We start from the raw sequence: 24,620 nt of genomic DNA, 5'->3' as shown, positions 1-24,620 counted from the left end.
TACCCTTCTACTCTAGTAGACCCAAATACAAACGGCCCGTCACCGAGATATGATCAAGAAACGAACATATTCGCGTCCGTCGCTAATCCGTGCAACATAGAAATAGGTACCGTCGGGCAGGCCCGTTTCGGTGTTACTGGGGCGAATGCCCTGATTGGCCGTCCCGTCCCAGTCGTTTTGATAATCTGGATTCACATAAACCCGATGTCCCCAGCGGTTGAACACCTCCAGACTCACCGTTGCCGACGCCGGCACGCCCCGAATCACGAAGCGATCGTTGACGCCGTCGTCGTTGGGCGAGAAGCCTTCCGGTATAAAAACGACAGACGACTCGGGTGTATTAGGATTTAAGACGAGTGTCGAATCTTTTTTGTCAGGTACGTTGATCGACGCCGACAGCGGTACCGTCAGCCGCGCCAGTGCCCCAACGCAGGGGCCACTGCCGTCGGGGTCGGGTGTCGTGAGCGTAAACGTAACCGTGCCGCGCTGCCGATCGTCTTCCGAGGCAACATAACGGGGCCGAACGCTCTGCTGTTGAGTCAGCAGGCCCGTGCCGGTACATGCCCAGGCGGGTTCGGTGGCTGAGCCCCGCAGGCGCGCCTGAAGGCACACCAGCCCCCGGGCCTGATCGAGCGTATCGAGCCACACCAGCGCCGAGGGTGGGTTACTCAGGCAAGGCGCGATGCCGTTAGCACAGGGCGTTACGTTGGCCGATATCGCTACTGGTTGACTTACGCAGCCTTCACGCGTACGAGCGAACGCATAATACGTATCGGCCAGCACCGACCCAGGCGAGGGCACAAGAGGAGCATCTGGCGCCGAACCCATCCGGAATTCATAGGTCAGTTGAGGATCGAAGACGCCATCTAGCGACCGTGCCAAATCGGCGGTTTGAAACGGACAGGTATTTCGGACAACCGCTGCCAGCGATGGACTGAATGGCCGGGAAACCAACGGCAGTGTCAGCACGGCCGAACTGTCGCTTTGGCAGCTACCCACCCGGCAAACGGCTCGGAAGCGCGTTACCGACCCAACCGTAAGGCGGCGGGAGGCCCCCACTTGGCCATCAGACCAGTAGACCTGTCCGGCGCAGGCCTCGGCCAGCAAGGTCACCGACTGACCTGAGCAGAGGGTATTGGGTGCGTTTTGAATCGATACTGTAGGAATGGTGGGCAATGCAAGCTGGACCGTTATGGGCGGAGCCGGATTGGACCGACAACCGCTCTGCACGCAGGTGGCGCCATAGCTGGTCGTTTGAGTCGGATACACCACGGGCGTCGAACCCGTCAGCGAAGCGTCGGTCCACGCCACAACGCCGGCCGTGCAGGCAGCGGTGAGCGTGACGGCGTTGCCCGGACAAACGACAGGCGCAGATGCGACTACCTCAGGAGCACCGGGCGTGACAACCGCCACGGTGTACGCATCGGCAAAGCAACTGACGCACCCTTCGGCCAACCGACAAACGGCGGTGTATCGAGTAGTCTGATGGGGCGTCACCTGAATGGATGCACCCGAATCACCTGTGGACCAAACGACGGTACCAGCACAGTCGGCAGCCCGTAACTGAACGGTCTCGCCGCGGCAAATCAGGGTCCGATCCCCCCGAATGAGGGGTGGCGGCGTGGTGCAGGTCAGTGAAGCAGGAGCAACCGGATGCGCCAACGGCAATGCCAATGCCTTGCCCGTCAGGGTTATCATTACCCCAAGCCACCACCCTATTAAGTGCCCAATTGCCGTTTTCACCAAGCCGTTGTTCGTTGTCGCGATTTCGCCCAATGGATGACGAATTTCATGCCAACTTCGCCTTAAAAGCCTTTGCGGGGCTGTTTGACTAAGCCAACGGCCATTCTATCGGAATTCAGGTAGTGCCAACGATAACGGCATCATTTCATATGAAGCTGCCAGTTAGCCTCACAAATCATGCCAGACAAAATAGAGTATTTATGCCCAAAATTTGGAAACTGAACAATCCCCGCCTTGTTGCAAATAGCCTGTATTTTAACGCTATTGAAACCAAATTTCTAAAATAAACAACAAATACGACGCCGTTTATAAAATCAGGCAAATACTTACATCAATAGCAAACTGGTGGTATTGCTTACGCCGTAAGCCACCCGGTAGGCGTGGCGGGGGTATCTGAAAATTTGATCGGTACACCAATCAGGGGCACCTCACCGGCAACAGGATGCAACTGCGTGTCGATCATGTGCCTAGCCTGATGATAAGGGTGATGCGGGAGTTCGTCGAGGGTGAGCACGGGGGTGATCAGCAGGTCATGCTCGATGCCAAAGGCAGTCCACTCGGCCTGGGTACGTTCGGCAATCAGGGCCTGAATCTGCGCTTTGTAGGTAGCTAGTTCGTCGGGAGTTTGGGGCAGCATGAACGCCAGCCAGTCGGGACGATCGACCAGGGCACAAAACTTCTGCCAGAACTTGGGCTCCAACGTACCCAGCACTATATAGTTAGGCTGAACTGCCTCGGTATCCGCGCGCTTTTCGTCACGGCACCGATAAACACCATAGTTGGGTTGCCCACCCGACAGCGGCATTTCGCCCCGCCTGGGTACGTTGCCAGTACCCGCATACAATGCCTGCGCCACCGATAACAACGGCATGACACAGTCGGTCATCGACACATCAACCTGCTGACCAGTTCCGGTTCGGTGGCGGGCATAGACCGCGGCCAGCGTAGCCATCACACAGCTGTATGCTCCACCCATAATATCAGCCAGCTGTACACCCGGCACAGTTGGTGGTTCGTCGGGCTGTCCCGTCAGGCTCAGCACGCCCGACAGGCCCAGGTAATTGAGGTCGTGGCCAGCCAGGTGCGCATACGGTCCGGTTTGGCCGTAACCCGTTATCGATACATAAATGATACCCGGATTACGGGCAGCAGCGGCCTGATACCCTATGCCCAGGCGATCCAGATGACCGGGCCGAAATTGCTCGACCACGACGTCGGCGGTGTCGAGTAACCGGAAAAAAGCCTCACGGCCGTCGGGCGTCGTGTAGTCGAGGGTAAGCGTTTTCTTCGACCGATTGTAGGCCAGGTAATTGACCGACACACCGTTGATATGCGGCGGAAATACGCTGACATAATCGGGGCTATTGGGGTTCTCGATCTTGGTGACGTCGGCCCCCATATCGGCCATCAACATCGTGCCCAGCGGGCCGGGCAGCAGGCGCGTCAGGTCGAGAATGCGTAGCCCCTGCAAGGGGCCGGTGGTGGGGGTGCGGGTCATGGTCGGGTGGTGGTCACGCTCTTCAGGCGCATCAGCCCGCCCTTCTGTAGGCCTTCAATGCTCGTTGGTTCCAACCCAATTCGGGAGATGACGCCCTGCCAACTGGCGACCCGGCTCAGGTCGATTTCATACACCCGCATTTGCCCGTCGCCAATGATGGGAAAGTCGAGTTCCTGATTGGGTTTGTGGCGAAAATCGTTGTCGCCCTGCCGGGTCCAGATCAGGTGCGCCGACGTTGCGTTGGTCGAGAATGCGGCCTGTATGTAGAGCCTGGGTACGTTGCTGGCTGGTACAAACATAAACGGGCTGGCTACCCGGAACCGATCGGGCCGTAATCCTTCCCACCGTACGTTCAGTGTCGTCTGGATCGGCCAGCCCTGATCACGCGTATTGAAGTACGACCAGCCTTTTCGACCTGTGTCGAACACAAAATCGGGCGTGTTGCGCGGGCGAGGCTGGCTGTAGGCAAACTGCCGAATGGTGTTAACCGACCCAACGATCAACACATACTCGTATTCGTAGACGCCGTTGTAATCCATCTGGTCGACGGGCAATGCCGCTACGTAGCCGGTAGCGTTGTCATACTCGTCGCCTGTTTGGGACGAACCCCAGAAACCACCGCCCCAGTTAAACTCGTTGGGTTTGTAGAGCCCGATCCCTCTGCCCTGCCCGTTGACGATAGCTGCCCAGTTTTCGGAGCAATACTGCACCTCCGACTTGTTGGTGAAGGTTCGATCGCTGATTGCATCATTCGTAAATGGCCGATCACCCTGATAGCTGACAAATCGGTGATAGGGACCGTTGAGGTAAACCGATGGTGTCTCCTGATAACTCGGGTTGTAGAATGAGGTGTCGGTGCGCTGTACGGTCGTTCGACTGCGGACCCGTACGGTGTTATCGCGCAATTCGTACCAATGCTCCATGGTGCATTCGCCAGGTACGTTCACGAGTGGCCACTGAATGCCCGTCGCTTTTGTATACAGGTGCGTGCTATCGATCTTACGCCATTCGATGCTGCGCGCGGGGGTGCCGCTGTAATCGCCTACCTGAACGGGATTCCAGCCGTTGGTTGCCCAGGCTGGGTGGGGTTTCTGCCCGTTGGGTTCGTAAGGCACCGGTCCCGAATACAGGCTATTCTGCACTTGCCGGCCATAATCATGATTGTTGATCATGTTTGTTCCGTTGGCTTCCGACAGGTAGGTGATGGCGCCGCCCAGGTTAGGGTCGATACCCAGCTTGATCAGCGCATTGCTGACAAACACCCGCGTGGTAGGCGGCGGCGGTTTCACGGCTGGCCCATCGCCACCCCGGTTGGGGAAGGTATACGGCGTGTTGATATCACGGGGCGGTTCGTAGGTCGCACAGCCGAGCAGCAGGATAGAAAAAACGACAAGCGTAGCGATGCGTTGACTCATAACGTATACAAAAGGTACAGGTTGCGGGGTACGAAACGACCCGAAGTTACGGCATAGGGCGCATAGGCACATGATTGGTCTATGGTTTCTGAGGGACAGGCATACCAAAAGCTAATTAGCTGCCCCAACGGTAAACAGTAGCGAATCCGGTCAGTTATAAATCTATATAACTAATAGACTGCTACAACTATCGCTAACCACAAAACCACTGACCAGCCGGGCTCGAACGACAATCAGCCGCATGGCGAACACACGCGTAACCACGACGCCCACGACACGAGTCATCAGCGCCCCAACGGGGAGCGATACATGACCAACGCCAATAAGAGCAAACAGGAACCTGAAGACAATCACGCACCGATGGGTCGCCAGGGGACGCCCGGCGGCAAGACCAAGACCAAACTAGCCGACGAACGTGGTGGTCATGGACACTCGGGCCACAGCAACAGCCGTAACGGCAGCCGGTAACGGCACAAGGCGATTGACAACGAACCTTAAAAGGGCGTTTCGGCTAACAGACCGAAACGCCCTTTTAAGTGTATGTGGTACGCTACTTCTTCGAAAATACTGGTTTATCAAATGAGGCCAACCGGTTATATCTGATTTTAACGGGCATTCTGGTTGTATTCCGCCGCTATACCCCCTACTTTTGCGGGATTTTTGCCCATACCTCTCGACCGAGGCTGGTCAGAATCAAGGCGTTATTTGTTCGTTATATCCGTCTTTTTGGCCCCATCATGCCCAAAAATCCCAATCTCCGCTCGGTTCTTATCATCGGCTCCGGCCCCATCGTCATCGGTCAGGCATGCGAATTCGACTACTCGGGTTCACAAGCTGCCCGGTCTATCCGCGAAGAAGGTATCGAGGTGGCGCTGATCAACTCCAATCCGGCCACGATCATGACCGACCCGATCAACGCGGACTATGTGTACCTGAAACCGCTGGAGAAAAAGTCGATCATCGAGATTCTGGAAAAACACCAGCAAATGGGGAAACCCATCAACGCCGTGTTGCCCACGATGGGCGGTCAGACCGCCCTCAACCTCGCCATCGACTGCGACAAGGCCGGTATCTGGGAGAAGTACGATGTTCAGATCATCGGCGTCGACATCAAGGCCATCGAGACCACCGAAGACCGCGAGAAGTTCCGCCTGCTGATGCTTCAGTTGGGTGCCGGTGTCTGCAAAGGCCGCACGGCCCGCTCGTTTCTGGAAGGCAAAGAGATCGCGCAGGAAATTGGCTTCCCGCTCGTTATCCGGCCCTCGTTCACGCTGGGGGGAACCGGTGGCGGTTTCGTCAACGTACCCGAAGATTTCGACAAAGCGCTGACCCACGGCCTGCACGCCTCACCCGTTCACGAGGTGCTGGTGGAGCAAAGTGTCATGGGCTGGAAAGAGTATGAGCTCGAACTGCTGCGCGACGGGAACGGCAACTTCATCATCGTCTGTTCGATCGAGAACTTCGACCCGATGGGCGTGCATACCGGCGACAGCATCACGGTAGCCCCCGCCATGACCCTGCCCGACACGCTGTATCAGCAAATGCGCGATCTGGCCATTCGGGTGATGAACGGCATCGGGCAATTTGCCGGTGGCTGTAACATCCAGTTTTCGGTCAACCCCGAAACCGACGATATCATCGTGATCGAGGTGAACCCGCGGGTGAGCCGGTCGTCGGCGCTGGCATCGAAAGCTACAGGCTATCCCATCGCCCGGATCGCGGCGAAAATGGCCGTGGGGTATAACCTCGACGAACTGATCAACCCGATCACGGGCACGACGTCGGCCTTTTTCGAGCCGGCGATCGACTACGTGATCGTGAAAGTACCGCGCTGGAACTTCGACAAATTCCCCGGCGCCGACCGATCGCTGGGCCTACAGATGAAGTCGGTGGGTGAGGCGATGGGCATTGGGCGGAACTTCCAGGAAGCCCTGCAAAAAGCCTGTCAGAGCCTCGAAATCCGGCGCAACGGGCTGGGTGCCGATGGCCGGGAGCTGACCGACATCAACGCGCTGAAACACAGCCTGGAGCACCCGAGCTGGAACCGCCTGTTCCATATCTACGATGCCTTCAAGGCGGGTATGTCGTTCAGCACCATTCGGAAGCTGACCAAAATCGACCCCTGGTTCCTGCATCAGATCGAAGAGCTGATCGAACTGGAGCGCGAGATTGCCCAGTACGACCTCGACGACCTGCCGCCCGAACTGCTGCGCACGGCCAAGCAGAAAGGCTACGCCGACCGGCAGCTGGCGCACATCCTGCAGGTACGTGAGAGCAAGATTTACAACTACCGCCAGAACCACAACATCCGCCGGGTGTACAAGTGCGTGGATACCTGCGCGGCGGAGTTTGAGGCCAAAACGCCCTACTACTACTCGACCTTCAACAACCAGTTGCCCATCACGCTCGACCGGCCCGAACCGGTGTCTGACCTGCCCGGCAACGAGTCGATCCGGTCGAACCGCAAGAAAGTGGTGATTCTGGGTTCAGGCCCGAACCGTATTGGGCAGGGGATCGAGTTTGACTACTCGTGCGTCCACGGTGTACTGGCCGCCAAAGAGGCGGGCTACGAGACGATCATGATCAACTGTAACCCAGAAACCGTCTCGACCGACCCCGATATTGCCGATAAGCTGTACTTCGAGCCGGTGTTCTGGGAGCACGTGCACGCCATCATTCAGCACGAGCAACCCGAAGGCGTAATTGTGCAGCTGGGCGGGCAGACGGCCCTAAAAATGGCCGAGAAACTGACGCGCTACGGCATCAAGATCATCGGTACGAGTTGGGAGGCCCTCGACCTGGCCGAAGATCGGGGCCTCTTCTCGGGCATGCTGCGCGAGCTCGACATTCCGTACCCGAAGTTCGGGACGGTGCGCGAATCAGAGGCAGCCATCGACCTGTCGCGGGAGCTGGGCTTCCCACTGCTGGTACGGCCCAGCTACGTGTTGGGCGGGCAGAGCATGAAGATCGTCATCAACGAAACGGAGCTGGAGCAGCACGTGATGAAGATCCTGAGCGACATTCCCGACAACAACATCCTGCTCGACCATTTCCTCGAAAACGCCATCGAAGCCGAATCGGATGCCATCTGCGACGGCGAGAATGTGTACATCATCGGGATTATGGAACATATCGAACCGGCGGGTATCCACTCGGGCGACTCGTATGCACTGCTCCCACCCTTCGACCTGAGTGAGGCGGTGATTGCGCAGATCGAAGAGTACACCAAAAAGATTGCGGTGGCGCTGAAAACCAAAGGGTTGATCAACATTCAGTTCGCCATCAAAGACGAGAAGGTGTACGTGATCGAGGCCAACCCGCGCGCCAGCCGCACGGTGCCGTTTATCTGCAAAGCCTACCAGGAGCCGTATGTCAACTACGCCACGAAGGTGATGCTGGGTGCGAAGGTGACCGACTTCACATTTAACCCGGTGAAGAAGGGATACGCCATCAAGATTCCGGTGTTCTCGTTCAACAAATTCCCGAACGTGAACAAAGAACTCGGCCCCGAAATGAAATCGACCGGCGAAGGCATCTATTTCATCGACGACCTCAAGGATGAGTTTTTCCTCAAGGTCTACTCCGAGCGCAATCTGTATCTGAGCCGGTAGGACTTACTAGCTAAAAAATGGAATCGGCCAACGTACCTGAATAATCTAGGTACGTTGGCCGATTCCATTTTTAGCTAGTAAGCCTGATACCAGTAATACCAGATGGTATGCACCAGCTTATAACCACGCGCCCATGAAGAATCGACCACGTAGAAGCGATGGGTTCTTGGCTCAGATTTAGTTTTGTACTCTATACCTTCTGTAGCCTATAACCTTAACAGGTTGCAGCATCACACTATTAACCTGTTCGCCGTAATAGCCAACATCTTCTGGTATAAGTAGCTGACCATTGTGTTCATCTCTTAAGGAGAAGGAAACCGGTAGGATGTAATGACCAACGTAGCTTGGATTTAAAGGAGGAAGCCGCTTGAGCGCTGATTCCACGACGGCATCGTAAAACTTGTGGTGAACCTCTTCAGTGGGATGTCTTATGATTTTGACATGCTCAACGTGCCCACGTTCGTTAATCGTAAAGCGCGCGTAGACCATCAGAGCGATCTTGTGTTGATCAGACACTGGAGGGTAAGTAACCCGTCGGCTTATTACTTTCTTGTAGGTCGGGTCCTTATCCAAGGGAGCTGTATCGAGTAAGGACGGATTTGCTGCTACCAACAGATACAACATAAGCGGGATGGAGACAATACAGGACATAAGTGGGTAGTAGTAAGTATGTTGTGATGAAGCACTGCGGTAGAAAGGTATACAATCTGTGAAGCAGCGCGCAAGCATCAACCGTAATTTGAACCAGTTACTAACCTGCTTCTAATACGCTCACTCACTGCATGTTGCTTTCTCTGAGCGCTCATGGCTCACATAACATTCCCGAACGTCAACAAAGAATTCGGCCCCGAGATGAAATCGACCGGAGAAGACAGGTGCTTCATCGATGGCCTCAAAGATGGTTTTTCCCTGAAGGTCTACTCTGAGTGCCCGGATGAGTTACGCCGACTTCTCATTAGTGTCCCATACATTCAGGCATGACAAGCTGAAATTTACGCTACTAGCAAAGTAGTCTACTAAAATCGTTGTTTTTCTGCTGTAGTGCGCAAACGTTTGTCCTACGACGTGCAAACGTTTGCGCATCCAGATCCATCGATTTTGCTGGTTGTCACGCCGCGCTCGGTCTTTGCTCAGGGCGTTCAGGTGCCTAATTTCCCTAAGCCATTGGGTGCTTATTCGAGCGTTATTCTGCTTTTCTATCCGTTTTTGTATGACTACTACACGTCGCTCCTTTCTGCGAACGGCTGCCCTCGGCAGCGTGAGTGCCCCTCTGATGCCAAGCCTGTTCACTACAGCATCGGCCAGTGCCCGCCCGCCAGTACTGAGCAAAGTACGACTAGGATTTATCGGCGTGGGCGCCCGAGGGATCTACCACGTCCAGCAGGCCCTCTACCGCGAGGATGTGGAGATAGTGGCCATCTGCGACATTGACCAACAGGCCATCGCCCGCACCAACACCCTGATTGCGAAAGCAGGTCGGAAAGCGCCGGTTGCCTATACCAAGGGCGACGAAGCCTTTCTGGAACTGCTTAAGCGCGACGACATCGACGGGGTGGTGATTGCAACGCCCTGGGAATGGCACACACCGATGGCCGTTGCTACGATGAAAGCACGCAAATATGCCGGGCTGGAAGTCTCGGCGACGGTGACGCTGAAAGAATCGTGGGATCTGGTCAACACCTACGAGAAAACCGGCGCCCACTGCATGTTGCTCGAAAATGTCTGCTACCGCCGCGACGTGATGGCCATTCTGAACATGGTCCGGCAGGGCATGTTTGGCGAAATGACGTACGCCCACTGCGGTTACCAGCACGACCTGCGCAACATCAAATTCAACGACGGTAAATCCATCTCGGGCGTGGGCGCTGAGTTTGGCGAAAAAGGGTATTCGGAGGCGCATTGGCGCACCCAGCACTCGGTCGATCGCAACGGCGATCTGTACCCGACTCACGGCCTTGGCCCCGTAGCGCACTGGCTCAACATCAACCGCGGGAATCGCTTCACGTACCTGACGTCAATGGCGACCCAGAGCCGGGGGCTGCACAACTACGTGGTTGCCAAGGGCGGCCCCGACCACCCCAACGTGAAGGTCAAGTTCAAGCTGGGCGACGTGGTCACCACGATGGTGCAGTGCGCCAACGGCGAAAACATCACCATCATTCATGACACCAATTCGCCCCGCCCCTACTCGCTGGGGTTCCGGGCGCAGGGTACGCAGGGCATCTGGATGGACGACGGCGACACCATCTACCTGGAGGGGGTAAGTCCCAAACCGCACCAGTGGGAACCGTTTGCGCCTTATCAGGACAAGTACGATCATCCTCTCTGGAAACAGCACGCACAAGCCGCCCAGAATGCCGGCCACGGCGGTATCGATTTCTTTGTTTTACGTGGTTTCATCGAAGCCATCAAGAACCAGGTAGCGCCGCCTATCGACGTGTATGATGCGGCTGCCTGGAGCGCCATCAGCCCGCTATCGGAGCAGAGCATTGCCGCCGGTAGCAAGCCTATGGAAATTCCGGATTTCACGCGCGGTAAGTGGAAGACGAACAAGCCCATTTTTGGCCTCAACGAACTCTACTAATCCTTACCCACCGTAACTGACTTCGCCTGGCGCCACCCGGCCAATTTACCTTGACCTACCGCTCCCCCAAAGCCAACCCGCTCTTACAGCCATCAACCAGGCATACGTATGAAAAACAACCGTTTTCAGAGTAGTTGGCGGCTAGTTGTTGCCCTGCCCGGCTTGCAGAGCGGGGTCAACAGGGCAGTGGTTCAGGCACCAGCTACGGTGAGCGGTAGCCTGGACGACGCCGAAAATGGGCAGGGCCGATGCATTACTTACTTTATCCAACTTAGTTAGTCAGTCTGTACCCCTGGCGCTTTCCCTGTCTGATCGACGCCCCCTTTTTACACCATGCAAAAACAAGCTGTCACCGTTTCGACACCCGGCCGCATCTGCCTGTTTGGCGAACACCAGGATTATCTGGGGCTTCCCGTCATTGCAGCGGCCATTTCGTGTCGTATTCAGGTACAAGCCGAATCGATCAGTCAGCCCCTTGTTCGGCTTCACTTGCCCGACATCGGTCGCGACGAGCAGTTTGGCCTGACGCCGCTCCCATTAACGTACCTGCACGACCGCGATTACTTTCGGAGTGCGGTCAATGTCATGGCAAAAGCGGGCTTTCGGTTCAGCCATGGCATCGAGGGGGCGGTACGCGGACAGATTCCCATCAACGCCGGCACGTCGAGTTCGTCGGCGCTATTAGTCAGTTGGCTCAACGTGCTCAGCCAACTGGCCGACAACCCGCAGCCCCTATCCCCCCAGCAACTTGCCGAACTGGCCTATGAGGCCGAAGTGCTGGAGTTTGGTGAACCGGGCGGCATGATGGATCATTACTCGACAGCCGTTGGCGGTGTGGTCTATCTTGAATCGAAACCAGCTATCCGGCTCGAAGCCTACCAGCCCCGGCTGGGTACGTTCGTGCTGGGCGACTCCGGCGAACCCAAAGACACCATCGGGATTCTGAGCCGGGTGAAGTTTGGGATGCTGCGGATTGTGAACGAGCTGACCCGCCTCGACCCGGTATTCTCGCTCCCTACGGCCGATGTAGGGGCGTTGGCGGCTTATAAAAACCGCCTGTCGCCCGACGACTATACCCTTCTGGTGGGTAACCTGGCCAACCGCGACATCCTGCGTCAGGCACTGACACTGATTCGGGCTACCCCCTCTGCAACCCCATTTGATGATCGCCGCTTTGGGCAACTCCTGACCGAACACCACGCCAACCTGCGCGACGCGCAACGGATCTCGACGCCCAAAATCGACCGGATGCTCGACGCGGCACTGTCGGCGGGGGCGCTGGGCGGCAAAATCAACGGTTCGGGCGGCGGGGGTTGCATGTTTGCCTACGCACCCATTAATCCCGAACCAGTAGCCGAGGCCATTCGGCAGGCAGGTGGCCGGGCGTATATCGTTTCGGTCGATGAAGGCACCACACGCATCTCGCAGGCCACTACCCATGAACGCCCCGCAACCCTGGTTTGACCGACTCGCTACGATGAACAACTGAACAGCCCTTATGCATTGCTTCGGTTTGCTGGCGAGCAGCCTCATGGCCATGGGCCGAACACGACGGGCAACGGCAGCCAATCCGTAACAAGACGGCCCCATAAGCGGCCTATCGTTCTTATCCCACCGTTAACGAGCGGCCTACCCACCGGAGCGGAAACGCCTCCGGTCGGGTAGGCTTTTTTTTAGGTTATTGCACGAGAGTCCCGGTTGGCTTGCCACTCAATCACTCGTCCAGAGTAACCTGTTTTCCCGTCTGAATTCTGCGTTAATTGGCTGGTCTTAATTCCGGCCATTTATGCGCTCCCCCCTGTTTGCCCGTCTGGCACTGCTTCGCCCGGCCCTTCTGCTTCTCACAACCACCCTTCTGCTTACCCAATGCGCCCGCCTCTCCAACACGGTTCAGATCACCGGACGCAACTTCGACGATGAGATTCAGCAGTCGCAGAACCTGACGTTTTCATTCAATAAAAACGTGGGGCCCGAAAACCCCACCGACGTTTGGGAAACGACGCCCTACATCGAGTTCAAACCAGCCGTCAAAGGCCAATTCAAATGGGTGTCGCCCAGCGAGTTGCTCTTTTCACCTGCCGTGGCGTTCGACCCGGCTACCGACTACCGCGCCGAGCTGACCAAAGCCGTGCTCACCCGCGCCGACAGCAAAGACCTGAGTGTATCGGGTGATAAGGTCCAGTTTCATACGCCGTATCTACAACTCACCGGCACCGAAACCTGGTGGACGCGCCAAACCGACAACGGGCAGCCCGTCGCCAAAACCCGGCTCCGGTTCAACTATGCCGTGTCGGGGGCCGAGGTAGCACCCAAACTCAGCCTGAAAACGGGCGAACAGGCGCTGACGCTGGGGCCTTTGCAGGGCAACGCCGATCCACTGATGGGTGGGGGTCTGGTGGTCACGCTGCCCAACGCCCCCCGAGCCGACAATGAGCAACCTCTGACCCTCACCGTCGACAAGGGGTTGAACGTACCCAACACCGCCTACACCAGCAAGGAGATAATCGAGCAGACAGGTACGTTGCCGACACCGACGCGGCTCGAGGTGGTCGACGTGCAAACCAGCTATACGCGGCAGCAGGGCGTTGTGCGGGTCGTGACCACACAAACGCTGCAACCCGGCAACCTCAACCAGTATTACACCATTCAGCCCGCCATCGACACCAAAGCCGAGCTGACCGATAACGGCTTGCTGATTCGGGGTGATTTCAACGAAACCGACACCTACGTCGTCACGTTCACCGACGCTATGCGGGGCGTATTGGGTGCCAAACTCACTGAGCCGGTAGCCCGCGATGTCTTTTTCGGGAAGATGCCCGCCGGGCTGCAATTTGCCAACCGCACGGCGCTGTACCTGTCGTCGAAAGGGGCGCGCAACGTGGGGCTGAGCATTACGAACGTCGATAAAGTACAGGTGAAGATTTCGCGACTGTATGAAAATAACCTGCTCAGCTACTTCAAGAACGGCCGGTATGAGGAATACGCGCAGCAGGGTGATGGCGAAGAGGCCCAGTGGGGGCCAACGGGCAAGTACACCTATGGCAACGATGAAGAAGGCGACCTAAGCAGCGTGCTGATCGACAAAACCATCACCACGACCGACTTGCCCAAGGTGCGGGGTGTATCGGCGCTCAACCTGTCGATTCCCGAAGGTGCCGCTGGCAGTAATCCCGACCGGCCGTTGCGCGGCGCGTACCTGGTGTCGGTGCAGTCGAAAGACGAAGCTTATGTGTCGGCTACACAACTGGTGTCGATCTCCGATATTGGCCTGATCACCCGCAAAACCGACAACGAACTGCTGGTCTGGGCCAATTCCATCCAGACCGCCGCGCCGCTGAGCAACGTCGAAATCACACTCATCAGCAGCAACAATCAGTCGGTTTATACGCTCAAAACGGACAGTGATGGCTTTGTGCGCTTCGAGAAAGTGGCCGAAAAAGCGCCCGGTTTCAAGATCGCCATGCTCACCGCTCGCACCACCAGCGACGCCAATCAGGGCGACTTCAACTTCCTGTACCTGGCTGACACGCAGGTTGAAACGTCGCGGTTCGAGGTTGACGGCAAACGCAGCAACCCCACCGGCCTGAACGCCTTCGTCTACGGCGACCGCAACATCTATCGCCCCGGCGAAACCATTCACCTGAACACCGTGCTGCGCGGCGAACTGCCGAAAACCGATGTCGATGCGTTGCCGCTAACCCTGCGCGTGCTCATGCCCAACGGGGCCGAATACCGCTCGTTTCGCCAGACGACCAACGCGCAGGGCGCCGTGCTCACCGACGTACCCATCGACCCCGCCGCCGTAACGGGCAGCTACACCGTCGAGGTACTGAACGCCAACCAGACCCTGCTGGCGTCGCAGGCCATTAGCGTGGAAGAGTTCATTCCTGACCGCATCAAAGTCGACGTAAAAACCGACCGCGAATCGTACAGCGCGGGGCAAACCATCACGTTGCAGACTACGGCGCAGAACCTGTTTGGCCCGCCCGCTTCTGACCGTGCCTACGAGGTGGAGTTGCAGCTGAAACGCAAGAATTTCGCGCCGAAAGGCTACGAACAATACCACTTCAACGTACCCATCGAGGGAACGGGCGTACCCGCTACGTTTGAAAAAACGCTCCGCCAGGGCCGCACCAATGCCAACGGGCAGGCTACCGAGGCCTTCCCCATCCCCACTGAGTACCGCGACATTGGCCTGCTCGAAGCCAAACTGTTTGTGACGGTGTTCGACGAAAATGGCCGCCCAGTCAACCGCCTGCGTCGCCTGGACATCCAAACGCAGCCCATTTTCTACGGCATTCGCCTGGCCGATACGTACCTGACGACCAACACGCCGCTGGCAGTCGATGTGGTGGCACTGACCAACGAAGGGCGTCCGCAGGCCGCCAAGGCGCAGGTCGAGGTGGTTCGCTTCGATTACCAGACCGTCACCGAAAAGCAGGATAACGGCCAGATCAAATACAGCAGCAAGCGCCGCGAGAAAATCGTGTACACCAATATCCTCTCGCTGGGTGGGGCGGCTTCCGCCGGTACGTTCCGATACGTACCTACCGTATCAGGGGAATACGAAGTACGAGTACGTCGGCCCAACGCGGTTGGATACACCTCCGCCGAGTTTTACGCCTACGGGTGGGGCAGCACGTCGGCCTCGTCGTTTGAGGTGAGCACCGAGGGGCAGGTGCTGATGGAGTTCGACAAACCCAGCTATGAAACCGGCTCCACCGTAAAAGTGCTGTTCAAAGCTCCGTTCAATGGCAAGCTGCTTGTAACTGTCGAGCGCAACTCGGTGCTGGAACAGCATTGGCTCGAAACGAAAGACAAAGCCGCCGAATGGAGCTTTTCGGTGGGTGATGCGCACCTGCCCACTGCCTACGTCACGGCTACGCTCATCCGGGCGATGGACGGCACCGATCTGCCTCTGACCGTTGCTCACGGCTTTGCGCCCGTCACGGTTACCGATCCCGCCACCCAGCTGCCCGTCACGATTGAGGCCGTTGCCAAGTCGTTTTCCAAAACGAAACAGACCATCCGGGTCAAAACCAAAGCCAACGCCGAAGTCACGGTGGCGGTGGTCGACGAGGGTATTTTACAACTCAAGAATTTCAAGACGCCGAATCCACATGGGTTCTTCTTCCAGAAACGAGCGCTGGAAGTGGAGGCCTACGACGGTTACGCCTTGCTTTATCCCGAGCTGTCGCTGCGAAGCCGGTCGAGCGTGGGGGGTGATGGCTACGACCTCGAACGACGCGTCAACCCGCTCAGCAACAAGCGCGTGCAGTTGGTAGCTCTCTGGAGCGGGCACCTGAAAACGGGATCGTCGGGCGAGGCCGAATACACCATCGACATTCCGCAGTTCTCAGGTACGTTGCGGGTGATGGCCGTGGCCTATAAAGACAACGCTTTCGGTTCCGCCGAGCAGGGCATAACCGTCTCCGACCCCATCGTCATCAGTGCGGGTGTGCCCCGGTTTCTGTCGCCCGGCGATGAGCTGAACATGCCCGTCAACCTGAGCAACACCACCAGTCAGGCGGCGGGCGTCACGGCGAGCGTCACCGTCAGCGGGCCGTTGCAGGTCGTGGCCGACTCGGCCGTCAGGCGGGGTGCCGGTACGGCTCAGTCATTGACCGTTCAGCCCGGCCGCGAGAGCCGCACGGCCTTCCGCATTCGGGCAACGGGTGGCGTTGGCCCCGGCGACATTACTATAACGGTGAAGGCAATGGGCAAAACATTCGTCGAAAAAACTGACATCACCGTCCGGCCCGCCGCGCCGTTGCAGAGAACGACGATATCGGGAGCCGTAGCCGGAGGGCGCAGTGCCACGCTCTCGCTTACGGGCGATTTCGTGCCCGGCACGACGCGCAACAGCCTCACCATCAGCCGGTCACCGGTGACGCAGTACGCCAAAACGCTGAGTTACCTGCTCGGTTATCCGCACGGCTGTACGGAGCAAACCATCTCGAAAGCCTTCCCGCAGCTCTATTTTGCCGACCTCACGAAAAGCGTACGGCAGGGCACGGTCTATTTCGTCCGAACTGGCGACAGCGATTACAACCCCGCAACCAATATCCAGCAGGCGTTGCAGCAGATCGAGAGTCGGCAGTTATACAATGGCGGTATTTCGCTGTGGCCCGGCTTTACTCTTGAAGATTCCTGGACTACAGCCTACGCGCTGCATTTCATGGTCGAAGCGCAGAAGGCCGGGTACGAAGTCAGTGCCGGCGTGAAGAGCAAGATCGTGGATCGGCTGACGACCCTCACCGGCACCAACCGGACCGTTACGCAGTCGGTGTTTGCCGAAGACGGCACCCGTACCGACCGCCCTGTGGCGAGCTACACCAACCTGTATGCGCTCTACGCCCTGGCCCTGGCCGAGCAGCCCAACCGGGCCGCTATGAGTTTCTACAAGGAAGCCACGAATACCCTGCTGACCACCGACGGCCGGTACCTGCTGGCTACAACCTACGCCCGCCTCGGCGACGCACAAAGCAGTGCCGCGCTGTTACCCAAGCAATTCACGTCGACCACGTCGGGCCGCGAAACGGGCGACAGTTATTCATCACCCGTCCGCAACATGGCCCTGGTCTTGAGCAACCTGATCGATACCGACCCTGATAACCTGCAAATCCCGACCCTGGCCAGGCAGTTGGGTGGGGCCGTTCAGCAGGCAACGTACCTGAACACACAGGAAGCTGCCTTTGCTTTTCTGGCGCTGGGGAAACTGGCCCGGCAAACGGCTGGCAGCACCGCTACGGCTACACTCACGGCCGCGGGGAAAGGCCTTCTAGGTACGTTCGCTGGTGACGACCTAACCCTTCGTCGGTTACCCACTGGTAAACCCCTGACCTTAAGTGCTAAAGGCTCAGGCAGTGTGTACTATTTCGGTCAAAGCGAGGGCGTACCCAGCCAGGGCATCGTTGCTGACGAAGATGCCGGTCTTGTCGTTCGTCGAACGTACCTGAGCCGCGATGGCAGTCCGCTGAGTCGTTTCCGGCAAAACGATCTGATCGTCGTGAAGCTCACGTTAGGCAGCCAAAACGGATTACCCGTGAAAAATATCGTGCTGACGGACCTGCTACCCGCTGGGTTTGAAGTCGAAAACCCACGCCTCACCGGCGATCAGAGCACGGGCGGCGCCCAATCGGGCAGTGTCCGCACGTTAAGCTGGCTGAAAGGGGCCGCCACCGTGGATCATTTCGACATTCGCGACGATCGGGTCAACTATTACCTCTCGTTGACGGGTACGGAAACGAAGACGGTATACTACATGGTCCGGGCCGTAACGAAAGGGCGCTTTGTGGTTGGCCCCGTGTCAGCCGACGCCATGTACAACCCCGAATTGCGCAGCTACAACGGCGCTGGCCGTGTGACCGTAGAGTAAGGTTACCAATTGGTAAGGCAATGTATTCCACGGTTTCGGTAGACTTTTTCCACAGTAGTGAGTTATGTAATTGGCGAAAGCGGCTCAGAATCGGCATTGGCACCGATTTTGGAACGCTTTCGCCGATAAAGATCTCAACTCAACACAAGCGTTATGAAAAAGAGAACCTGGTACGTAGGAGCTATGCTAGCGGCTGTAACCACCCTGTCGTCGTGTGCGACCGTGGAGCGCTGGCTTTACAAAGACGATAACAACGTCAACCGGGTGTCGTCGACCCAGTCAGACCGTGGCCGTGCCGACTCAGATCGGGACACCGATACTGATCGCCGCGACCGCATGGCTCGTCGTGATAACCGCGACGATCGCGACAGCCGTAACTCGTACCGAGATGATCGCAATAATGATGATCGCAACGAGCGTCGGAGCATTTTCTCCCGTCGTGACGATGACGATAACACCTCGTCGCGCCGCAACCGTACGGGAAGCAGTTCATACAACAACCGGTATCGCGACGACTCGAATACAAACCGGTATGGCAGCAGTTCGTACAACAACCGCTACTCATCCGATCGGTACGATGATGATAACCGCGACAGCCGGTCGAGCCGCCGCTACGATGATGGCTATGACAACCGGGGAAATGGCTACGATGATTCATACAGTTCGTACCGCGACGACCGATCATCGAACCGCCCCTATCGGGATTCCTACAGCTACAATGACCGGAATTCGTCGGACTCAGATCGCAGCCGCCGCTCGATGGACCGTTACGACGACCGTGATTCGTACCGCAGCGATCGTTCCAACGACTATGACGATATGAACCGGCGGCGCAACTCGTCGGATGGCCAGTCGGGCAATTATGATTCGTACAACAGCCGTTCGTACAGCGACAGCTACCGGAGCAACCAGTATGGTGGCAACGATAACTACAACCAGAACGATCGTAGCCAGCAAGGCATGGGTATGAATCAGCGCGATTCGTATGGCAATCGTAACGATGGAATGAATTCGAACCAGAATTCAGGAAGCTACGGGCAAGGTCAATATGATAACCGCTCGAACAGCAAGTCTGACTCGAACCGCAGCCAATCGGGTGGTCAGTACGGTAACGGCTCTATGAGCAATAACTACGACCGTCGCGACTCATACAGCTCGAACGACCGCAATACCAATGACCGGAATACGGACATGAGCCAGCAACGTGGCGACATGAACACGGGCGGCCGGATGAATAACGACCGTACAAACGGCAACAATGATCGGTTCTCCAGCGAACGCCAGGATCTGATGAGCCAGATTGACGAGCAGATCACCAAGATCGATCGGCAATTGGAAGGGATGAATCAGGCGCCGGACAATGAAAACCGTTCTGCCCGCCGCGACCGGGAAAACGCTCAGAAGGATCTTCAGGAAAAGCGCCGCCAACTGACCGACCAGGCCTACAAGGTACAGCGCTCGTCGGAAAGCGATTTCCGGCAGGCCCGCCGCGAAACCAACCGCCTGATCGATGACATCGACGACTCGCTCGAGAAGTTGATGAAGAAGGTGGATAAAAAGTAGTTTAGTCTAAGCATACATAGCCGGATTAGGCGGTGATAGCCAAAATGATCACCGCCTAATCCGGCTATGTATGCTTATTATTTATGAAGCTATTAGTAAAATAATAAATTAGTCAAAAACGATTCGTTTTACCCCTTGATTTCTTCTTTCAAGAGGGCATTCCATTGCCGACTGCTCTCAAAATAGCTGGGCGTTGCTAAATCAATCAATGGCTCTAAGTGCACAGGTACTTGTTTAGAGCTAAATAACTGAGCTTGGTTTGGCTTGGGGCCATGAAAATGAACAATATCTGCCTGACTGCTATCACCCCAATAAGGTTTCCAATTGAAAGAAGGCGGCAATTTATCCCAACCAGGAATAGATAGCCAGTTTTGCGTGTAGTAATGCTGATAGGCACTTTGGTCCCAGGCAGGGTAATAGTTCACTCGCCCGCTAAGAGCATAAACTAACAAATTGGGCCTAACCGGTTTTCCTATACCTGGTATATAACTTTCTAGGTTTTTTTCAACATAGTTTCTAAAATCTTTGTCTCTTTTTTGGAGATTAGGCATATTCATTAACATGACACCCGAGTTCATTAATCTATAGCTGTTTATATTATTTTCAGGAGCAACAGCAAAAAACTTGGGTTCGTACCTAGACAATCCTTCCGCTACATCTTTCTGAAACATTACGTCACAATCGGTGTATAAAACGAACCGATCATTGTAACCAAATTCCTGCATAATTGCAGGGATTTCGACGCGAAGAAAAGCACCTCCACCAATATTCAGTAAGGATGGGTTATTGAGCTTTTCGCAAGTGATGTAAGCCAGTTTATTATAGAGATAGCTACGACGAAAAATTACAGTTACATTTTTACTCTCGAGCCATTTAGTTAGTTCATTTGGTAAACCATCGAAAATACAATACAACTGTAAAGTAGTATTTTTTAGCGCTGAGTAAACAGCTACTTTTAATAGTTGATCATAATTGTGTGATTTATCAGCGCTAGCTTTAAATGAGAAAAAGCATTTCATAGACAGTTATTATTTAGCGTTGATAAGTTAAAAACAATGGTTTGACATATTGATAATTAATAATTCCCTTGAAAGCGTCCCACTGTTGCGTACTTCATTAACTTCAACTTAAAATCAAAATAAATTAATCTTCTTTATATCTCTCAACGTGCAGTCGTACTAGATAACAGAACTACAAATCTATAGGTAAAGCTACAATCAAGTAGAACGCAAACACATTTAATTGATGGCATGATCAACATTTTTATCAACCGCTTTAAAAAGAGAGCCTCAATCTTCAACAAACTACTTATGCTCCGTCACAAATATCTAACTTTGTCTATAATCAAAAATAATAATTATGGCCCTCATCAAACCCGTTCGTGGCACGGCTCCGCAATTCGATGATTCATGCTGGTTCGCCGATAACGCGACAATCATTGGTGATGTTACAATGGGACGCGATTGCACGGTGTGGTTCAATGCTGTGGTCAGGGGAGACGTCAACCGGATCGTGATGGGGGAACGTTGTAATGTACAGGATGGGGCCGTGATTCACTGCACCTATCAGAAGTACGCCACTACCATCGGCAACTTTGTTTCGATCGCTCACAACGCAATTGTGCATGGTTGCACCATTGAGGATAACGTGCTGATCGGCATGGGGGCCATCGTCATGGACGGCGCCGTCATTGGAGCCGGGTCGATCATCGCAGCAGGTGCCATCATTACGCAGCATACCGTGGTGCCGCCGGGTAGCATCTACGCGGGTAATCCCGCCCGTTTTCTAAAACCTGTTTCGCCCGAGCAGGCAGAGGTTTTTCAGCGAACAGCCAATAACTACGTCATGTATGCGGGCTGGTTCCGTGATTAAGCGTATTAAAGTTGTTATGATCCAGCAGTCCAACCCTGTGCTCGAATTGGGGTTTGTTGCCCGGCTTTCGTCGCTAGTATAACGCGATCTGAGGGTGCCCGGCCATCGGCATCGGTCATGTAGCCTATGGCGGTAATACGGCTATGATTTTTTAGCTTCTCAAATTCTTGAGGGGGAATGGTAAACAGTAGTTCGTAGTCTTCACCCCCGTTCAGTGCCGCTGTAATCGGGCTGATCTTGAACTCGTCGGCAGCCAGGTACGTCTGATCATCGATTGGAATGTTTTCGTCAAAAATGACAGCTCCTGTTCCCGATTGCGTACACAGATGCAATAACTCCGACGCCAGCCCATCCGAAATATCAATCATCGCCGTCGGGACAATATCGAGGTCACGGAGTTCGTGAACGATGTCGGTACGGCCGTCGGGGCGTAGTTGCCGTTGAATCAGGTAGGCTCGTTCCTCCGAAATAGCCGGCTGCATCTCAGGATTAGCCAGGTATTCCTGCTTTTCCCGCTCGAGCAGTTGCAGGCCCAGATAAGCCGCGCCTAAATCCCCCGTCACACAGATAACGTCGTTGGGTTGAGCCGTACGCCGGTATGTGATGTGGTCTTTGTCGACACGCCCAATGACGGCAATAGATAGCACCAACCCTGATCGTGACGAGGTGGTGTCGCCACCGACCAGATCAACATTATAGGCGGCACAGGCAGCCCGTATGCCGGCGTACAGTTCGTCGACGGCTTCAACGGTGAACCGGCTGCTCAGCCCCAGGCTCACCGTTAATTGGGTGGGTACTCCGTTCATTGCCGCGATGTCAGAAACGTTAACCGCCACCGCTTTGAAGCCCAAGTGCCGCAGCGGTACGTAGGTCAGGTCGAAGTGGATTCCCTCCACCAGCATATCAGTCGACAGCAGACCCAGTGTCTGCTCATCGATGGCAAAAACGGCGGCGTCGTCGCCGATGCCCTGAATGGTAGATGATTGGGCTGGCGAGGGCGTTTCTTGCCGGATGCGTTCAATCAGACCTATTTCGCCGAGGGTATTTAGTGAAGTCATAGAAAAGTGACCCCACCCCCTGCCGGCGCCGGCAGGGGGTGGGGCAAAAAAAAGCCGTTCCAGTTTGTTGGAACGGCCTACATGCCGAATTAGTTGCTACCTATTAGAAACAGGCCACTGCTCTATGGGCAGATACAAGTCGATTAAGGCGTTTTCAACGTGTAAACGTTCGTCGAGTTACCCGTTTTAGGGTCAGCCGTGGTACGCGTTAGTGTCACGCCGGTGTCGGTCAGGTTGGAGATATTGAATGAGATCGTGCCATTCGTTCCCGTGGGTTGGGGGGTCAGGCCGGTCAGCGTCAGGGTTGAACCCGAAATGCTATATGTACCTGTAAACGTCTGCCCATCAACGCTACGGTAAGTTACCGAGGGAGGGCTAGCCAGATTTAATTGAAACTGTGAGTAACCCGGTCTGGTGTTGTTAGCTGCTCCATTTGTATAAGCCGCCGCACCGTTTTCTGTCACGCTCTGTACCGTCCACGATTTTTTCATACGCTCCTCCGTAGTCGGCTCTGGTGTTGTGCCTTTGCAGCTAGCCAGAAATAGAAAGAGAGCGTTGATAGCAACAAAAAAGAAGTATTTGGTCTTGTTCATAAGCCAGTTTTGCGTCACACTGCAAGGTTAAAGGTACACGTTAATCTGTATAACAGTCAATCAAGATTCACACTATTTTTGGGCCAGTTGATTGTACGGATGCTTCATACACAAATAACAAGCCAACTTCCTTCGTTTTCCCGCGCTCAACTGGCGCTTCGCAATGGGCAGGACCGCGACGAGATCTGGTGCGCCTATAAAGGCATTATCTACGACGTATCGGCTTCGCGCCTTTGGCGTAAGGGCATGCACTACGAACACTGGGCCGGCCAGGACCTGACATTAGAACTGCTCGATGCCCCTCATACTGACGCTGTATTCGACCGGTTTAGCCCTGTTGGCCTGCTTATCTAGCCCACGCCACCATATCGGCATTCTTCATCTCCTTCATTCTTAAAACGTAAGCCGGTTATGGCTATTCTTTTGCTCGCCGACAGCGGGTCGACTAAAACAGAGTGGTGTTTACTGCTCCCTGATCAGCCCCCGCTCAGCTATCATACCGACGGACTCAATCCGTACTTTCTTAAGCTGGAGCAACTTCAACAGACGGTTCAGACGCAGTTACTACCTAAACTCCCTGATTTATCAGTTTCGCAACCGATCAACGTGTTTTTCTACGGAGCGGGCTGTTCGGGACCTGAACCTAACGGGCGCGTTGAAGCCGCCATCCGGAGTACGTTACCAGCCACTCACTCCGTGTCCGTTGCCAGTGATATGCTCGGTGCCGCCCGGTCGGTTGCCGGCCATTCATCGGGCATCGTCAGTATCCTGGGTACGGGCGCTAATGTCTGTTACTTCAACGGCGACCAAATCGTTTCACCAGCTTACTCACTGGGCTTCTGGCTTGGCGACGAAGGTAGTGGCGGGAATCTGGGCAAACGGCTCGTAACGGCCTATTTGCATGGCTCACTACCCGATGACCTACGCGCTGATTTTACCGCACTTTATGCGCTCGATCGCCTAAAGGTGCTCGATCACGCTTACAACAAGCCAAACCCGAATCGCTACTTTGCTTCGTTTGCCCCCTTTCTGGGTCAGCATCAGCAACACCCGTTCGTCAGGCAATTAGTCACCACGGCTTTTACGGAGTTTGTCAACTTATACGTCCGGCGAATGCCCGACTATGCCAGCACACCCATCCACTTTGTAGGGTCGGTCGCTTATTACTTTCAGTCGTTGTTGCACGAGGTGCTTAGCCAGCAACAGCTACTAACCGGCCGGATTGTACAGGCGCCGATGCGCGGCCTGATCGACTATCATCAGGCGCGCCAAGGCGTTTAGCAACCGGCCCTCCATCACCACTTG

Annotated in this window: 17 protein-coding genes; 10 read left to right on the top strand and 7 right to left on the bottom strand. The window is 55.5% G+C overall.

Annotated features, from left to right (window positions below; genetic code table 11):
• Window positions 1-39 precede the first annotated feature (39 nt).
• The 3 genes from FAES_RS03145 to FAES_RS03135 all read right to left on the bottom strand — a co-directional run bounded on the left by FAES_RS03145 (window position 40) and on the right by FAES_RS03135 (window position 4,656).
• On the bottom strand, window positions 40-1,698 hold the full coding sequence (locus tag FAES_RS03145) for a T9SS type B sorting domain-containing protein (RefSeq protein WP_015329743.1): 1,659 nt from the start codon (window positions 1,696-1,698) through the stop codon (window positions 40-42).
• 400 nt (window positions 1,699-2,098) lie between these two features.
• The gene (locus FAES_RS03140) at window positions 2,099-3,241 is read right to left on the bottom strand and encodes a CaiB/BaiF CoA transferase family protein (RefSeq protein ID WP_015329742.1); all 1,143 of its coding nucleotides are present in this window, start codon (window positions 3,239-3,241) and stop codon (window positions 2,099-2,101) included.
• Window positions 3,238-4,656, bottom strand: coding sequence for a hypothetical protein (locus tag FAES_RS03135; protein WP_041257465.1), 1,419 nt, complete (start codon window positions 4,654-4,656; stop codon window positions 3,238-3,240). The genes FAES_RS03140 and FAES_RS03135 overlap by 4 nt, the downstream gene beginning before the upstream one ends.
• Window positions 4,657-4,965: 309 nt before the next feature.
• On the opposite strand from FAES_RS03135, the gene FAES_RS30585 reads away from it, so the two are divergent.
• Complete coding sequence (locus FAES_RS30585; RefSeq protein ID WP_015329740.1) at window positions 4,966-5,124, top strand: hypothetical protein; 159 nt, start codon at window positions 4,966-4,968, stop codon at window positions 5,122-5,124.
• A gap of 269 nt (window positions 5,125-5,393) precedes the next feature.
• Window positions 5,394-8,267, top strand: coding sequence for a carbamoyl-phosphate synthase large subunit (carB, locus tag FAES_RS03125; RefSeq protein ID WP_015329739.1), 2,874 nt, complete (start codon window positions 5,394-5,396; stop codon window positions 8,265-8,267).
• Window positions 8,268-8,444: 177 nt separating this feature from the next.
• Here the strand turns inward: carB and FAES_RS03120 are convergent, their stop codons facing one another.
• A complete protein-coding gene (locus FAES_RS03120) occupies window positions 8,445-8,891 on the bottom strand; it encodes a hypothetical protein (RefSeq protein ID WP_158408746.1) in 447 nt (148 codons plus the stop codon).
• A 649-nt stretch (window positions 8,892-9,540) separates the two neighbouring features.
• Here FAES_RS03120 and FAES_RS03115 point away from each other — a divergent pair.
• The 5 genes from FAES_RS03115 to FAES_RS03100 all read left to right on the top strand — a co-directional run bounded on the left by FAES_RS03115 (window position 9,541) and on the right by FAES_RS03100 (window position 19,792).
• Window positions 9,541-10,851, top strand: coding sequence for a Gfo/Idh/MocA family protein (locus FAES_RS03115; protein ID WP_015329738.1), 1,311 nt, complete (start codon window positions 9,541-9,543; stop codon window positions 10,849-10,851).
• Between the two features lie 108 nt (window positions 10,852-10,959).
• Window positions 10,960-11,130 (top strand): hypothetical protein, encoded by a 171-nt coding sequence (locus tag FAES_RS30290; RefSeq protein ID WP_158408745.1) that lies wholly within the window; start codon window positions 10,960-10,962, stop codon window positions 11,128-11,130.
• A gap of 54 nt (window positions 11,131-11,184) precedes the next feature.
• Window positions 11,185-12,315 (top strand): mevalonate kinase family protein, encoded by a 1,131-nt coding sequence (locus FAES_RS03110; RefSeq protein WP_015329736.1) that lies wholly within the window; start codon window positions 11,185-11,187, stop codon window positions 12,313-12,315.
• A 322-nt stretch (window positions 12,316-12,637) separates the two neighbouring features.
• Window positions 12,638-18,229: an alpha-2-macroglobulin family protein gene (locus FAES_RS03105; protein ID WP_015329735.1), complete on the top strand. Its 5,592-nt coding sequence runs from the start codon at window positions 12,638-12,640 to the stop codon at window positions 18,227-18,229.
• A 153-nt stretch (window positions 18,230-18,382) separates the two neighbouring features.
• Complete coding sequence (locus tag FAES_RS03100; protein ID WP_015329734.1) at window positions 18,383-19,792, top strand: OmpH family outer membrane protein; 1,410 nt, start codon at window positions 18,383-18,385, stop codon at window positions 19,790-19,792.
• A gap of 128 nt (window positions 19,793-19,920) precedes the next feature.
• Here the strand turns inward: FAES_RS03100 and FAES_RS03095 are convergent, their stop codons facing one another.
• Window positions 19,921-20,811 carry a glycosyltransferase family protein gene (locus FAES_RS03095; RefSeq protein ID WP_041257455.1) on the bottom strand — a complete coding sequence of 297 codons (891 nt, stop codon included), beginning with the start codon at window positions 20,809-20,811 and terminating at the stop codon, window positions 19,921-19,923.
• 340 nt (window positions 20,812-21,151) lie between these two features.
• On the opposite strand from FAES_RS03095, the gene FAES_RS03090 reads away from it, so the two are divergent.
• Window positions 21,152-21,664: a gamma carbonic anhydrase family protein gene (locus FAES_RS03090; protein ID WP_041257452.1), complete on the top strand. Its 513-nt coding sequence runs from the start codon at window positions 21,152-21,154 to the stop codon at window positions 21,662-21,664.
• Between the two features lie 14 nt (window positions 21,665-21,678).
• Here FAES_RS03090 and thiL read toward each other — a convergent pair whose 3' ends face one another.
• Window positions 21,679-22,722: a thiamine-phosphate kinase gene (gene thiL, locus FAES_RS03085; RefSeq protein WP_015329732.1), complete on the bottom strand. Its 1,044-nt coding sequence runs from the start codon at window positions 22,720-22,722 to the stop codon at window positions 21,679-21,681.
• Between the two features lie 143 nt (window positions 22,723-22,865).
• Entirely contained in the window at window positions 22,866-23,315 is a 450-nt protein-coding gene (locus tag FAES_RS03080) for a lipocalin family protein (protein WP_041257450.1), read from the bottom strand.
• A 99-nt stretch (window positions 23,316-23,414) separates the two neighbouring features.
• Between FAES_RS03080 and FAES_RS03075 the strand changes: the two genes are divergently transcribed.
• Both FAES_RS03075 and FAES_RS03070 read left to right on the top strand, forming a co-directional pair.
• The gene (locus FAES_RS03075; protein WP_015329730.1) at window positions 23,415-23,669 is read left to right on the top strand and encodes a cytochrome b5 domain-containing protein; all 255 of its coding nucleotides are present in this window, start codon (window positions 23,415-23,417) and stop codon (window positions 23,667-23,669) included.
• 57 nt (window positions 23,670-23,726) lie between these two features.
• Window positions 23,727-24,596: a hypothetical protein gene (locus FAES_RS03070; protein ID WP_015329729.1), complete on the top strand. Its 870-nt coding sequence runs from the start codon at window positions 23,727-23,729 to the stop codon at window positions 24,594-24,596.
• Window positions 24,597-24,620: the final 24 nt, after the last annotated feature.

The organism is Fibrella aestuarina BUZ 2, assembly GCF_000331105.1.
Classification (GTDB): domain Bacteria; phylum Bacteroidota; class Bacteroidia; order Cytophagales; family Spirosomataceae; genus Fibrella; species Fibrella aestuarina.
This window is presented reverse-complemented; position numbering and strand designations above follow the sequence as displayed.

What these genes read in the sequence shown, in the direction of transcription:
- FAES_RS03145 (WP_015329743.1), bottom strand. Translation starts at nt 1,698, where the DNA reads ATGATAACCCTGACGGGCAAGGCATTGGCATTGCCGTTGGCGCATCCG.
- FAES_RS03140 (WP_015329742.1), bottom strand. Translation starts at nt 3,241, where the DNA reads ATGACCCGCACCCCCACCACCGGCCCCTTGCAGGGGCTACGCATTCTC.
- FAES_RS03135 (WP_041257465.1), bottom strand. Translation starts at nt 4,656, where the DNA reads ATGAGTCAACGCATCGCTACGCTTGTCGTTTTTTCTATCCTGCTGCTC.
- FAES_RS30585 (WP_015329740.1), top strand. Translation starts at nt 4,966, where the DNA reads ATGACCAACGCCAATAAGAGCAAACAGGAACCTGAAGACAATCACGCA.
- carB (WP_015329739.1), top strand. Translation starts at nt 5,394, where the DNA reads ATGCCCAAAAATCCCAATCTCCGCTCGGTTCTTATCATCGGCTCCGGC.
- FAES_RS03120 (WP_158408746.1), bottom strand. Translation starts at nt 8,891, where the DNA reads ATGTTGTATCTGTTGGTAGCAGCAAATCCGTCCTTACTCGATACAGCT.
- FAES_RS03115 (WP_015329738.1), top strand. Translation starts at nt 9,541, where the DNA reads ATGCCAAGCCTGTTCACTACAGCATCGGCCAGTGCCCGCCCGCCAGTA.
- FAES_RS30290 (WP_158408745.1), top strand. Translation starts at nt 10,960, where the DNA reads ATGAAAAACAACCGTTTTCAGAGTAGTTGGCGGCTAGTTGTTGCCCTG.
- FAES_RS03110 (WP_015329736.1), top strand. Translation starts at nt 11,185, where the DNA reads ATGCAAAAACAAGCTGTCACCGTTTCGACACCCGGCCGCATCTGCCTG.
- FAES_RS03105 (WP_015329735.1), top strand. Translation starts at nt 12,638, where the DNA reads ATGCGCTCCCCCCTGTTTGCCCGTCTGGCACTGCTTCGCCCGGCCCTT.
- FAES_RS03100 (WP_015329734.1), top strand. Translation starts at nt 18,383, where the DNA reads ATGAAAAAGAGAACCTGGTACGTAGGAGCTATGCTAGCGGCTGTAACC.
- FAES_RS03095 (WP_041257455.1), bottom strand. Translation starts at nt 20,811, where the DNA reads ATGAAATGCTTTTTCTCATTTAAAGCTAGCGCTGATAAATCACACAAT.
- FAES_RS03090 (WP_041257452.1), top strand. Translation starts at nt 21,152, where the DNA reads ATGGCCCTCATCAAACCCGTTCGTGGCACGGCTCCGCAATTCGATGAT.
- thiL (WP_015329732.1), bottom strand. Translation starts at nt 22,722, where the DNA reads ATGACTTCACTAAATACCCTCGGCGAAATAGGTCTGATTGAACGCATC.
- FAES_RS03080 (WP_041257450.1), bottom strand. Translation starts at nt 23,315, where the DNA reads ATGAACAAGACCAAATACTTCTTTTTTGTTGCTATCAACGCTCTCTTT.
- FAES_RS03075 (WP_015329730.1), top strand. Translation starts at nt 23,415, where the DNA reads ATGCTTCATACACAAATAACAAGCCAACTTCCTTCGTTTTCCCGCGCT.
- FAES_RS03070 (WP_015329729.1), top strand. Translation starts at nt 23,727, where the DNA reads ATGGCTATTCTTTTGCTCGCCGACAGCGGGTCGACTAAAACAGAGTGG.